At 66.4% G+C, this 12,461-nt stretch carries 11 protein-coding genes; 7 read left to right on the plus strand and 4 right to left on the minus strand.

All coding sequences use genetic code 11. The features are described from left to right. Positions 1-29 precede the first annotated feature (29 nt). Both ACFQEV_RS14715 and ACFQEV_RS14720 read left to right on the plus strand, forming a co-directional pair. Positions 30-1,466: a glycosyltransferase family protein gene (locus tag ACFQEV_RS14715; RefSeq protein WP_379697514.1), complete on the plus strand. Its 1,437-nt coding sequence runs from the start codon at positions 30-32 to the stop codon at positions 1,464-1,466. A 76-nt stretch (positions 1,467-1,542) separates the two neighbouring features. Beyond that, the gene (locus ACFQEV_RS14720; RefSeq protein ID WP_379697517.1) at positions 1,543-2,826 is read left to right on the plus strand and encodes a glycosyltransferase family 4 protein; all 1,284 of its coding nucleotides are present in this window, start codon (positions 1,543-1,545) and stop codon (positions 2,824-2,826) included. A 23-nt stretch (positions 2,827-2,849) separates the two neighbouring features. Here the strand turns inward: ACFQEV_RS14720 and ACFQEV_RS14725 are convergent, their stop codons facing one another. The 3 genes from ACFQEV_RS14725 to ACFQEV_RS14735 form a co-directional block, all read right to left on the minus strand. Next, entirely contained in the window at positions 2,850-3,995 is a 1,146-nt protein-coding gene (locus ACFQEV_RS14725) for an acyl-CoA dehydrogenase family protein (RefSeq protein ID WP_379697520.1), read from the minus strand. A 52-nt stretch (positions 3,996-4,047) separates the two neighbouring features. Then, complete coding sequence (locus ACFQEV_RS14730) at positions 4,048-5,748, minus strand: acyl-CoA mutase large subunit family protein (protein ID WP_379697523.1); 1,701 nt, start codon at positions 5,746-5,748, stop codon at positions 4,048-4,050. Positions 5,749-5,847: 99 nt separating this feature from the next. Further along, on the minus strand, positions 5,848-6,486 hold the full coding sequence (locus ACFQEV_RS14735; protein WP_379697526.1) for an FAD-dependent oxidoreductase: 639 nt from the start codon (positions 6,484-6,486) through the stop codon (positions 5,848-5,850). 281 nt (positions 6,487-6,767) lie between these two features. Between ACFQEV_RS14735 and ACFQEV_RS14740 the strand changes: the two genes are divergently transcribed. After that, the gene (locus tag ACFQEV_RS14740; RefSeq protein ID WP_379697529.1) at positions 6,768-8,525 is read left to right on the plus strand and encodes a 2-oxoacid:acceptor oxidoreductase subunit alpha; all 1,758 of its coding nucleotides are present in this window, start codon (positions 6,768-6,770) and stop codon (positions 8,523-8,525) included. Positions 8,526-8,528: 3 nt separating this feature from the next. Next, a complete protein-coding gene (locus ACFQEV_RS14745; RefSeq protein ID WP_379697532.1) occupies positions 8,529-9,392 on the plus strand; it encodes a 2-oxoacid:ferredoxin oxidoreductase subunit beta in 864 nt (287 codons plus the stop codon). 114 nt (positions 9,393-9,506) lie between these two features. Here ACFQEV_RS14745 and ACFQEV_RS14750 read toward each other — a convergent pair whose 3' ends face one another. Next, complete coding sequence (locus tag ACFQEV_RS14750) at positions 9,507-9,707, minus strand: hypothetical protein (protein ID WP_379697534.1); 201 nt, start codon at positions 9,705-9,707, stop codon at positions 9,507-9,509. 147 nt (positions 9,708-9,854) lie between these two features. Between ACFQEV_RS14750 and ACFQEV_RS14755 the strand changes: the two genes are divergently transcribed. The 3 genes from ACFQEV_RS14755 to ACFQEV_RS14765 all read left to right on the plus strand — a co-directional run bounded on the left by ACFQEV_RS14755 (position 9,855) and on the right by ACFQEV_RS14765 (position 12,457). Continuing rightward, complete coding sequence (locus ACFQEV_RS14755) at positions 9,855-11,222, plus strand: geranylgeranyl reductase family protein (protein WP_379697537.1); 1,368 nt, start codon at positions 9,855-9,857, stop codon at positions 11,220-11,222. Positions 11,223-11,354: 132 nt separating this feature from the next. Then, positions 11,355-12,137, plus strand: coding sequence for an aldo/keto reductase (locus ACFQEV_RS14760; protein ID WP_379699892.1), 783 nt, complete (start codon positions 11,355-11,357; stop codon positions 12,135-12,137). Between the two features lie 122 nt (positions 12,138-12,259). Next, positions 12,260-12,457, plus strand: a complete 198-nt coding sequence (locus ACFQEV_RS14765; protein ID WP_379697540.1) for a DUF7333 family protein — start codon at positions 12,260-12,262, stop codon at positions 12,455-12,457. Positions 12,458-12,461 lie beyond the last annotated feature (4 nt).

The following is a 12,461-nucleotide window of genomic DNA, read 5'->3' on the forward strand; positions in this document are numbered from 1 at the left end:
TTAGTGGCGGAACGGGAGTATCTGACTTCGTGCGCGTACTCGTCGTCCCGGAGGTGTACCGCGCGGACGCCGGGGCGTGCGGAACGCTCCGCGACGCGGCGACGTGGGTCCGCGAGTGGTTGGACCGCGACCCGACCCTGCACGTCTACTGGTTGCTCCCGCCGCGCGAGGAGGCCGGGTACGACCGCAAGGACGTTCTCGCCGACCGGCGGCGCGTCACTCTCCTCGAAGCGCGGACGCTCGGCGGGGTCGAGGACCGCGAGGTGCTGACGGACTGCGGGTACTCGACGGCGCAACTGGCGGTCCTGCGCGACGAGATATTCGCCGAGGGCGCGTACCTCGACGCCGTCGTGGACCAACTCCGCGGCGGTCGGTTCGCGCTCTACGAGTGGTTGCTCGACCACGTGGAGCAGTGGGCGGCGTCCGTCCGCCCGTTCGACGTTATCGCCAACGTCCACGACCTGCAGGTGCCGTTCAAGTACCGGTACTGCTCGCACCGCAACGACTTCCAGATGGTCCACGAACTGTGCGCGGCGACGTTCGCCGACGGCCGGTGGTTCACCGCGGGCGTTGACCGCCGCCAGTTCCGCGAACGCGCGGCGGAGTTCCTCGACTCGGGCGCGGTCGAAGACGCCCTCGAAGACGCCGTGACGACCGGGAGCCCGATTCGCGTCGGGCGGTTCGAGGAGTCCTACGCCGAGGAACCGCGGACGCTCCACCTCGCGGGATCGCTCTGGGACAAGAAGAACGCCGACCGACTGCTCGCCGTCGGAGAGCGGTTGCACGAGGAGTTCGGAATCGAGACTGCGCTGACGAGCATGGAGGAGATACCCGAACGCTACCGCGCCCCCGAGTGGGTGCGGGCGTTCCCGAACGCCGACCGGGAGACGTACGAGCGAATCCTCCGTGAGGGCGACCTGACGGTGTGCGCGAGCGAGTACGAGACGATGGCGCGGACGTGGTTCGAACAGGCCGCCAGCGGACAGGTCCTCGTCGCGCGCGACGAACCGTGGGTCCGCGAGTGCGTCCCCGACGGCTACCGCCTCCTCGCAGACGTGGACGGCCTCGCCGACCGCGCGGCGCGGGCCGTCGAGGACTGGGCCGAAGCCGTCGCGGAGAACCGCCGCCTCGTCGAACACGTCCGGGAGACGCGGAGTCCCGGCGCCGTCGGCGACCGGACGTACGCCGACTTGCGCCGCCGCGTCGACGCGAAGTGCGACGCCTACGAGTCGGACGCCGGCCCCGAACGGGCGGCCGTCGCGGCCGTACTGGACGGAGCGGACGGCCCTCTCTCGCTCGACGCCCTCGTCGAACGCACCGCGGCGTTCACGGACGACGGCAGACCGGTGACCGCGAACTCCGACGTCGCCCGGACGGACGTGCGCTACGCCCTCCGTTCGCTCGGGTACGCCGACACGGGGGACCCCGGGACGCCGGCGTTCGCGTCGACGGAAGAACTGTGGTAATTTATCGCATAGGTACTTAATGCGCCTGCAAAAGTAGCCTGTCGGGTTAGACCGTCACCGTTCGAACGGAGACGGTATGAGCCCCGGAGAGACTGACGCGAGTGTAGCGAGATACGACGAGACGACGTCGGAACCGGGCGATTCGGGATCTGCCTCCGTCGCGGTGATTCACATGGACCTGATGTCGAAGGGCGGCGGAGAGGCCGTGGCGATGAACGCCTTAGAGGCGTTGCAAGCAGAGTACGACGTGACGCTCATCACGCTGACCGACCCCGACATCCCGGCGCTCAACGACTTCTTCAACACCGAGGTGGACGCCGAGGCGTTGACGGTGCGTCGGGCGGGCGTCCTCGCGCCGACGATGCACGAGACGTTCGGGCTGAAGTACTACATCCTCCAGAACGCCCTGCTGGGACGGTACGCCCGCCGTCACGCCGACGAGTTCGATCTCCTCGTGAGCACGATAAACGAGCTCGGCTTGGAGACGGACTCCGTGCAGTACGTCCACTTCCCGTTCGACTGGACGGTGAGTTGCGCCGACAGGGACCACATCTTCCACCCCACCGTCGAGGACGACTCGTGGTACGAACGCCTCTGCACTCGGGTGGCGGGCGTCAGTCGCCGCGACATCCGGGCGAACACGCTGTTCGCGAACTCTCAGTGGACCGCCGACGTCGTCGAGGACGCCTACGGGACCAAACCCGAGGTGCTCCACCCGCCCATCGACACGAGCGAGTTCGTCAACCTGCCGTGGGAGGAACGCGAGGACGGGTTCGTCACCGTCGGCCGCATCGAACGGAGCAAGCGCATCGTCGAGATGATACGCGTCGTGGACGGCGTGCGCGAACGCGGCCACGACGTCCACTTCCACGTCATCGGGCCGACGGTGGACGAGGAGTACCGCGAGGAGGTGGCCGCGATGGCCGCCGAGAGAGAGTACGTCGAACTCGAAGGCGAGGTGCCGCGGAGCGAACTCGTCGAGCGAATCTGCACCCACAAGTACGGCATCCACGGCAAGGAGTACGAGCACTTCGGCATGGCCGTCGCGGAACTCGCCGCGGGCGGCACCGTCCCCTTCATCCCCTCGAACGGCGGGCAACACGCCATCGTCCGCGACGAGGAACTGCTGATGTACGACTCGCCCGAGGACGCCGTCGAGAAGATAGTACACGTCCTCGAAGACGAGTCGCTCCAGCGAGAACTGCGGATGAGCACCCGCGAGATAGAGCGTCGCTTCGGCCGGCGGCGGTTCAAGCGGGAGTTCCGCGGCGCCGTCGCGGGCGCACTCGCGCAGTCCCGCGCGGGCGAACGGGAACGGACGGCCGCCGTCGTCTCGAACCCGGCGTCGAACGAGAACTGACGGCGTTCGCGCCCCGCGCCGCCTCACCCCTCGTTCTCGAACACGGCGTCCGCGAGTGCGTTTTTGTGCGTCTCGTTCGGACCGCCGGCGATGGTGAGCAGTCGGGCGTCGCGGAGGTAGCGTTCGACGCGTCGCTCCGTCGTGTAGCCGACGCCACCGTGCAACTGCACCGCGTCGTTGGCGTTGTCCACCGCGGCCTGCGTCGCGCGTATCTTCGCCATGCTCGTCTCCCGGCGGACGTCCGCGCCCGTCTCCGCTCTCTCGGCCCTGTCCGCGGCCCGGAGCGTCAGGAGTCGGGCGGCGTCGACCCGTTCGGCCATCTTCGCCACCTCCCAGCGGACGCCCTGAAAGTCGGAGATGGTCCCGCCGTGTTGCTCCCGTTCGCTCGTGTACGCCACGGTGTCTTCGAGTGCCGCCCGCGCGATGCCGACGCCGCGCGCGGGGACGTTGACGCTGGTGTGGACCTCCCCCCGCCGGACGTACGCCTCGCCCTCCTCGCCGACCATCCGGTCGTCGCCGACGCGAACGTCCGAGAGCGTCACGCGCGGGGACTTGACGCTCTTGGCCCCGAGCGTCTCCCACACCGTCTCCACCTCGAACTCCTCGGCGGGGACCAGAAACGCGCTGACGTTGTGCGGGGCGTCCCCCTCGGGTCCGGTCTTCGCGTACGTCAGCACCACGTCGGCGTCGAAGAAGTTCGTCACCCACTGCTTGTGGCCGTTCAGCACCCACTCGTCTCCGTCTCTCTCCGCGCGCGTCTCCATCGCGAGTTTGTCGGTGCCGGCGTCCGCCTCGCTGAGACCCAACGCGCCGACGGTGTCGTACGTCGCCATCTCGGGGAGGAAGCGCTCTCTCTGTTCGTCGGTTCCGAACCGTTCGACGACGGCGGCGACGCCGAGGTGCAGGCCGAGTGCGCTGGCGACGGACATCAGCGCCGCCGACAGTTCCTCGACGACGAGTGCCAACTCCACGAGTCCCTCGCCGCGCCCGCCGTACTCCTCGGGGAGGGTGAGTCCGGCGTACCGGCGTTCGCCGAGTTCGGCGAGAATCTCCTCGGGGGACGACTCGCTCTCGTCTAACTCCCCCGCGCGCGGTTCGATTTCCGTCCGCGCGAACTCCCGCGCCTCCTCGCGCAGGGTCCGTTGCGCCGCCGTGAGTTCGAAATCCATGCGCCCCCTACAGAGAGGGCCGACAAAACAGTTCACCGCGCGCCGGGGTCGGTCACATGACGCCGATCTCCTCGCGGTACGTCCCCCACTCGTCGGCGAAGACGTCCATTATCTCGCCCATGGTGGCGTACGCCTTCACCGCCTCGACGAGTGCGGGCATCACGTTCTCGTCGCTCTCGACGGCCTCGCGGACGCGTTCGAGCGATTCGGTCACCGCCTCGTCGTCGCGTTCTTCCTTCACCGACTCCAGTCGGGCGAGTTGTCGGTCCTGCGTCCCCTCGTCCACGTGCAGGAGGTCCGGCTTGGTGTCCTCGTCCATCACGTACTTGTTGACGCCGACGACGACTTCCTCGCCCTCCTCGACGCGTTCTTGGTACTCGTAGGACGCGCCCTGTATCTCGCGGTGGAAGTACCCCTGTTCGATGCCCGCGAGGATGCCGTCCCGAACCGACCCCTCGCCCATCTCGCGGAGTTCCTCGATGTAGGCCGTCGCTTCCGCCTCCACCTCGTCGGTGAGGGCTTCGACGAAGAAACTCCCGCCGAGGGGGTCGATGACGTCCGCCGCGCCGGACTCCTCGGCGATTATCTGCTGGGTGCGGAGGGCGACGCGGACTGCCTCCTCGCCGGGGAGGGCGAACGCCTCGTCGTAGCTGTTCGTGTGGAGGCTCTGCGTCCCGCCGAGGACGCCCGCGAGGGCCTGAATCGTCACGCGGACGACGTTGTTGAGGGGTTGCTGGGCGGTCAGCGACTGCCCGGCGGTCTGGGTGTGGAACTTCAGTCGGGTGGACGCCTCGTCCTCGGCGTCGTACCACTCCCGCATCACGCGCGCGTAGATGCGCCGCGCGGCGCGGAACTTCGCCACCTCCTCGAAGATGGAGTTGTGCGAGTTGAAGAAGAACGACAGGAGGGGACCGACGGTGTCCACGTCCATCCCGCGTTCGAGGGCGTCCTCGACGTACGCGAACCCGTCCGCGAGGGTGAACGCGAGTTCCTGCACCGCCGTCGAACCCGCCTCGCGGATGTGGTAGCCCGACACGGAGATGGGGTGGAACTTCGGCGTCTCCTCGGCGCAGAACTCCACCGTGTCGGTGACGAGTTTCAGGGATGGTTCCGGCGGGACGACCCACTCCTTCTGCGCGATGAACTCCTTCAGCATGTCGTTCTGGAGGGTCCCCCTGAGTTCCTCGCGGGGGACGCCCTGTTGGTCCGCGATGGCGACGTACATCGCGTAGACGACGGGCGCGGAGGGGTTGATGGTGAAGGAGGTGGACACCTCGCCCACGTCGATGCCGTCGAACAGAATCTCCATGTCCCGCAGGGTGTCGACGGCGACGCCTTCCTTTCCGACTTCGCCGTCCGAGAGGGGGTCGTCGGAGTCTTTACCCATCAGGGAGGGCATGTCGAACGCCGTCGAGAGGCCGGTCTGGCCGTGTTCGATGAGGTAGTGGAAGCGCTCGTTCGTCTCCTCGGCGGTGCCGAACCCGGCGAACTGCCGCATCGTCCACGTCCGACCGCGGTACATCGTCGGGTAGACGCCGCGGGTGTAGGGGTACTCGCCGGGGAACCCGAGGTCCTCCTCGTAGTCGATGTCGGCCACGTCCGCGGGCGTGTACAGGTCCTCGACTTCGAGATTCGAGACGGTGGCGAACCGGTCTTTCCGTTCGCCGTGTCGTTCGCGCACCGGGTCGCGCGTCTCCGCCTCCCACTCCTCGCGGGCCTCGCGTATCGCCGCGAGGTCGTCCTCGTCGTACATGGCGCAAGTTTTGCCGGGCTAATGATTAAGGATTCGGGTGAGTCCGGCGACAGTTCGAGGCGAGTCTAAGAGACGGGTGTCCGCGCGCGGACGACCGACTCAGCCGAAGTTCTCGACTTTCGCGTCGTCGGCGTCGCCGCCCGCGGCCTCCACCGCGTCCGTCGCCTCCGCCACGAAGTCGGCGAAGCCGTAGACGAACACCTGTTCGCCCTCCTCGGCGGTCACCGCGTCCGCGACTGCCTCCTCGATATCGCCGTCGGTGACGACGACGGACGCGCCCGACTCGCGGAGGGCGTCGAGTCTCTCCTCGTGCGCGGGCGCGTCCGTCTGGTAGACGATGGCCACCTCGTTTCCGTCCTCGGCGGCCAACTCGCCGATCGCGACGGCGGGGCCGACGCCCGGTCCGCCGGCGAGGACGACGACGCGCGACTCGCCCTCGTAGTGGTCGTCGCCGAACGGACCGGTCATCTCCAGTTCGTCGCCCGCAGAGAGGTCCACGAGGCGTCGGCTGAACGGCCCCGCCTCCTCGGGGTCCGCGCCGACGGTCACCTCGAACGTCTCGGCCACGCCGGGAGAGGAGAGCGTGTAGAACCGGGAGTACTCCTCGCCCTCGACGGTCCCGGAGAGCTTCACGAACTGGCCGGGTTCGGCCTCGAACCCCTCGGGCGACTCGAACTCGATGGCCACCGTGTTCGGTCCGACGTCTCGAACGGCGGTGACGGCGACGGTTGCGTCCATGGGCGACGATTCGGCGGCCCCGGATAAATGACCTTGCTCTCTCGGACGAGCGAACTCCGGTCGGGGGCACTTACTGTCACCGTAATATCTACTGCCGCCGGGCGAACTGTCGGTGGACGGTCGGTCGATTCTGATCCGAATATCGGAGCCATTTCTACTATGTGGGCGATTGATGCCCGATTTTATTGGCTGTACGTCCAGATTTGCCCGCATCTAATTCTTCACCGTTTTCAATGGCTTTCAGAAGGCTTTTCAGCACTCCATGGCAACTCGTTACCCACATGCCTGCGGACTTCAACTGGGCCATCGGCGGCGAAGCCGGCGATGGTATCGATTCGACGGGGAAGATATTCGCTCAGGCACTCTCTCGGGCTGGACGGCACGTGTTCACCTCCAAGGACTTCGCGTCCCGTATCCGCGGCGGATACACGGCGTACAAGGTCCGCACGTCGGTCGACCCGGTGCAGAGCGTCGTCGATAGACTCGACGTGCTCATCGCGCTGACGCCTCGTACCATCGAGGAGAACCTCGAAGAGCTCCACGAGGGTTCCGTCATCGTCTACGATGGCGAGCGAACCACGATGGAGAACATCGAGATACCCGAGGGGATGATTGGGCTGGACGTTCCCCTCAAGCGCCTCGCGGAGGAGGCCGGCGGTGCCATCATGCGAAACGTCGTCGCACTCGGCGCCGCCTGCGAAGTAACGAATTTCCCCATCGAGAACCTCGACAGCGCACTCGAGAAGCGCTTCGGCTCGAAGGGACAGTCGCTCGTCGACAACAACAAGGAGGCCGCCCGTAGCGGCCAAGACTACGTCAAGGAGAACTTCGACCACGAGTTCGAGTACGACCTCGACACCACGGACAACGACTACGTCCTCCTGAACGGCGACGAAGCCATCGGGATGGGCGCGATCGCCGCCGGTTGTAAGTTCTACGCCGGCTACCCCATCACGCCCGCGACGGACGTGATGGAGTACCTCAAGGGCCGCATCGAGCAGTTCGGCGGTCACGTCCTCCAAGCGGAGGACGAACTCTCCGCCATCAACATCGCACTCGGCGCGGCGCGCGCCGGCGCGCGGTCGATGACGGCGACGTCCGGTCCGGGTATCGACCTGATGACCGAGACGTTCGGCCTCGTCGCCCAGTCGGAGACGCCCCTCGTCATCGTGGACGTGATGCGCTCCGGTCCCTCGACGGGGATGCCGACGAAACAGGAGCAGGGCGACCTGAACATGCTGCTTTACGGCGGCCACGGCGAGATTCCGCGCTTCGTCTTCGCGCCGACGACGATTTCGGAGTGCTTCTGGAAGACCGTCGAGGCGTTCAACATGGCCGAGAAGTACCAGACGCCGGTGTACCTCACCGCGGACCTCTCGATGGCGGTCACCGAGCAGACGTTCTCGCCGGAGGAGTTCGACATGGACGACGTCGAAATCGACCGCGGGAAGGTCGTGGACGACGACACCATCGGCGAGTGGCAGAACGAGAAGGGGCAGTTCCAGCCCCACGCTCTCACCGACGACGGCGTCTCGCCGCGCGCGTTCCCCGGCACTGAGGGCGGCGCGCACATGTCCACCGGTCTCGAACACGACGAACTCGGCCGCCGGACCGAGGACACCGACATGCGCGTCAAGCAGGTGGACAAGCGCGAACAGAAGGTCCAGACGGCGCGCGACGAGGAAGACTGGAATCCGCGCGAGTTCGGCGACGAAGACGCCGACACGCTCGTCATCTCGTGGGGGTCCACCGAGGGCGCGATGCGGGAGGCGATAGAGTTCCTCGACGACGACGGCGTCGACGTGCGATTCCTCTCCGTCCCCTACATCTTCCCGCGACCGGACCTCACCGAGGATGTCGAAGCGGCGGACGACGTCATCGTCGTCGAGTGTAACGCGACCGGTCAGTTCGCCGACGTCATCGAGCACGACACACTTACACGCGTCAAGCGCCTCAACAAGTACAACGGTGTCCGGTTCAACGCGGACGAACTGGCAGCGGACATCAAGGAACTCCTCGCAGAGGAGGCTACCGCATAACCAATGAGCTCCGACATTCGCTTCACCGACTTCAAGTCCGACAAACAGCCCACGTGGTGCCCCGGTTGCGGGGACTTCGGGACGATGAACGGCATGATGAAGGCACTCGCGAACACGGGGAACGACCCCGACAACACCTTCGTCGTCGCCGGTATCGGCTGTTCCGGGAAGATAGGTACGTACATGCACTCGTACGCCCTCCACGGCGTCCACGGGCGCGCACTCCCCGTCGGCACGGGCGTCAAACTCGCCAACCCCGACCTCGAAGTGATGGTCGCGGGCGGCGACGGCGACGGCTACTCCATCGGCGCGGGCCACTTCGTCCACGCCGTGCGGCGGAACGTCGACATGACGTACGTCGTCATGGACAACCGCATCTACGGCCTCACGAAGGGGCAGGCCTCGCCCACCTCCCGCGAGGACTTCGAGACGTCCACGACGCCGGACGGTCCGCAGCAACCGCCGGTGAACCCCCTCGCACTCGCACTCGCCGCGGGCGGGACGTTCATCGCGCAGTCGTTCTCGACGGACGCCCAGCGTCACGCCGAAATCGTCCAGAAGGCCATCGAACACGACGGCTTCGGCTTCGTCAACGTGTTCAGCCCGTGCGTCACCTTCAACGACGTGGACACGTACGACTACTTCCGCGACAACCTCGTGGACCTCGCCGACGAGGACCACGACCCCTCCGACTACGACTCCGCGAAGGACAAGATCCTCGACGCGGGCAAGGAGTATCAGGGGATCATCTGGCAGGACGACGAGTCGGTGCCGTACGACCAGAAACACGGCCTCGACTCCAACATGTCCGAAATCGACGAGGGCGCGCCCGAGGGCGCAATGGACCTCGTCCGCGAGTTCTACTAACTCCGGACGGCGGTCGCTCGTCTCCGTTCTTTCCGCCCGCTACCGCCGAGACGGCCACGTCCGACCGGCGGCGTTCGGGCGTCGCGGGTCGCGGACGGCCGAGACGGCCCGGGGTCAGGCGTCGCCGTCGCCGTCGGCCCGTTCGACGTACAGGCGGAACGGAGTGCCGCAGTCGAGACACCGAGACGTGTCGGATTCGATGAGTTCGGTGATGACGACTTCGCCGTACTCGCAGTCCGGACAGTCGTAGACCAACGTGTCCCCGGCGATTCGGTGGGCGAACGCGTTCGTGTTCTCCGTGGAGAGCTCAGGCATATATTGCCACCAGTACTACGCCAACGGCTACCACGGTAAAGCTGACGGCGGGTCGGAGTCCAGCGGGCGACTCGATTTGCCACCGGTGCCCAAAGTTCGGGTGCAGATACGGTTTATTTTTATGACGGGCGACGAAATCAGTAGAGTATGCCTGCGGAAGCCTACGACATGGTCGTCGTCGGGGGGGGAACGGCGGGAGCCTTTGCGGCGGCGACCGGGGCGTCGGAAGGCCTCGACGTCGTCCTCCTCGAACGGAAGTCCGAGGAGGAGGCCGGCCACATCGCCTGTGGGGACGCCATCAAGGGGAAGAGCACGTTTCCGGACGTCATCGACCTCGACCGCCTCAAGGAGGAATCGTTCACCAACCAGAACATCCGTCGCGCCGTCTTCGAGAACCCTCGCGGCGAGACGCTCGACATCCCGTTCGGCAGTTCCGGGGCCGTCATCGACCGGCGACGCTACGGAGAGATAATCTTAGAGGAGGCCGAACGCATCGGCGCGGAACTCCACTTCGACACCGTCGTCCAAGACGTGACGCAGGCCGACGACGGCACCGTCACCGGCGTCCGCGCGAAGCGCAACGGGAGCGTCGTCGAGTACGAGGCGGAGGTCACCATCGACGGCGCGGGAGCGCTGTCGATTCTGCAGGACAAGACCGACTTCACGGGGACGTACTTCGATACGAACGTCTCGTACTCGCAGTTCTGTTCGGCCTACCGCGAGGTCATCGACGTCCCCGACCCCGTCGAGTACGACGACGCCATCGTGTTCAAACCGACCGAGGAACTGGGGTACCTCTGGTACTTCCCCCGGTCTTCGACCGAGATAAACGCCGGACTGGGCTTTCAGATGACCGAGAAACCGATGGAGTTGGTGGACGCGCTGAAACGCGACCTTCGGAATCGCCCGGAGTTCGCGAACGCCACCGTCAAGGACAAACTCGGCGCGGCCCTGCCGACGCGTCGCCCCTACGACTCGGCGGTGGCGAACGGCTTCATCGCCGCGGGCGACTCGGCGGGGCACGTCAACCCCACCACCGGCGGCGGCATCCCCGGCGCGGCGAAGTCCGCCCACTGGGCGGCGAAACGCGCCGTGAAGGCCATCTCCGAGGGCGACGTGAGCGAGGCGAACCTCTGGGAGTACAACCGCGACGTGATGACCGACTTCGGCAGGCGGTTCGCCGCGGTGGACCTGTACAACATCTGGGGCACCGCCCACGAGGTGAACGAACTCGTCGATATCGTCTCGTCGCTCCCGGGTCAGCAACTGGTCGACGCCCTCAGTAGCGGCACCTCCGAGATGAGCCTCAAGCTCAAACTGGAGACGCTCGTGAAGACGTTCGGCCACTGGGACGCCCTCTACGGGCTCTACAAGGTGAGTCGGAAGGCGTCGGAGATTTCGACGCTGTACAACGCCTATCCCTCCTCGCCGCGCGGGTTCGAGACGTGGCAGGAAGGGCGCGACGACATCATGGACGACCTGTACGAGATCAGCGGCGCGGACCCGAAGTACTGACGATAACGGTTCGCACGCTTTCCGGCACGCCGTTCTCCCTTTCACAACGTCTTTCCCGCCGACGCCCCTTCGTTCTTACAACGTATGTCCCACCAAGTACCCGATAGTGACGACGTCCCCGAGACCGACGGGATGCCGATGCTCGGACTCGGCACGTGGCAGAACGACGACCCGGACGACTGCGCCGACGCGGTGGAGACGGCGCTGAACACGGGGTACCGTCACATCGACACGGCGCAGGCGTACGGCAACGAGGAGGCCGTCGGCCGCGGCATCAAGAACGCCGACGTCGACCGCGAGGACATGTTCCTCGCCACCAAGGTGTGGATTGACAATCTCTCGTACGACGACGTCCTCTCGACGACCGAGGAGAGCCTCGATAAACTCGGCGTCGACTACGTGGACCTGCTCTACGTCCACTGGCCCTCCCGGGAGTACGACCCCGAGGAGACGTTCCGCGCGTTCGACGAACTCGTCGAGGACGGGTCGATAGAGCGCATCGGCATCAGCAACTTCGAACCCGAACAGGTGGGCGAGGCCGTCGAGACGGCCGACAACGCCATCTTCGCGAACCAGGTAGAGCTCCACCCCCTCCTCCCGCAGGAGGAACTCCGCGAGCACTGCGCCGACCGGGACATCGAGATCGTCGCGTACTCCCCCCTCGCCCGCGGCGAGGTATTCGACGTGCCCGAACTGTCCGAAGTCGCCGAGAAACACGACGCCAGCGAGGCGCAGGTGTCGCTCGCGTGGCTTCGCGAGAAGGGCGTCACCGCCATCCCGAAGGCGACGGGCGAAGACCACATCCGCGACAACTGGGAGTCGCTGGGCGTCGAACTCGACGACGAGGACGTCGAGAAGATAGACGCCATCGACCGAACCGAGCGTCAGGTGGACCCCGGGTTCGCCCCCTGGTAACGGGGACGTTTCGCGCCGCCGTCTCCCCACCGTTTCCGTTTCCGCTTCTCGCCGTTTTTCGCCGCGTCGGACGCCGAACCGAGAGTAAGCGATTAGTCCCGCCCGTCCGAACGACCCCGCGTATGGAGTTCGACATCACGCGAACGGCCGTGCTGTTTCTCGTCCTCGTCGCCGCGGGCGTCGCCGCCCTCCTCGCGATGGGCGTGATGGCGACGAGTACGGTCCTGATGATGGTCGCCCCCGCGATGTTGGTGTTCGGGGCGGTGTGCCTCGGAATCGGCATCAAACACGGCGAGTACCGCGCCGGGGGAACCCGCTGAGGGG

Origin of the sequence: Halopelagius fulvigenes, from assembly GCF_042662625.1 — an archaeon.
GTDB lineage: Archaea > Halobacteriota > Halobacteria > Halobacteriales > Haloferacaceae > Halopelagius > Halopelagius fulvigenes.

Excerpts from the sequence above, each read along its gene's own strand:
- ACFQEV_RS14755 (WP_379697537.1), top strand. The coding sequence starts at position 9,855 with ATGCCTGCGGAAGCCTACGACATGGTCGTCGTCGGGGGGGGAACGGCG.
- ACFQEV_RS14750 (WP_379697534.1), bottom strand. The coding sequence starts at position 9,707 with ATGCCTGAGCTCTCCACGGAGAACACGAACGCGTTCGCCCACCGAATC.
- ACFQEV_RS14725 (WP_379697520.1), bottom strand. The coding sequence starts at position 3,995 with ATGGATTTCGAACTCACGGCGGCGCAACGGACCCTGCGCGAGGAGGCG.
- ACFQEV_RS14735 (WP_379697526.1), bottom strand. The coding sequence starts at position 6,486 with ATGGACGCAACCGTCGCCGTCACCGCCGTTCGAGACGTCGGACCGAAC.
- ACFQEV_RS14730 (WP_379697523.1), bottom strand. The coding sequence starts at position 5,748 with ATGTACGACGAGGACGACCTCGCGGCGATACGCGAGGCCCGCGAGGAG.
- ACFQEV_RS14740 (WP_379697529.1), top strand. The coding sequence starts at position 6,768 with ATGCCTGCGGACTTCAACTGGGCCATCGGCGGCGAAGCCGGCGATGGT.
- ACFQEV_RS14720 (WP_379697517.1), top strand. The coding sequence starts at position 1,543 with ATGAGCCCCGGAGAGACTGACGCGAGTGTAGCGAGATACGACGAGACG.
- ACFQEV_RS14745 (WP_379697532.1), top strand. The coding sequence starts at position 8,529 with ATGAGCTCCGACATTCGCTTCACCGACTTCAAGTCCGACAAACAGCCC.
- ACFQEV_RS14765 (WP_379697540.1), top strand. The coding sequence starts at position 12,260 with ATGGAGTTCGACATCACGCGAACGGCCGTGCTGTTTCTCGTCCTCGTC.
- ACFQEV_RS14760 (WP_379699892.1), top strand. The coding sequence starts at position 11,355 with ATGCCGATGCTCGGACTCGGCACGTGGCAGAACGACGACCCGGACGAC.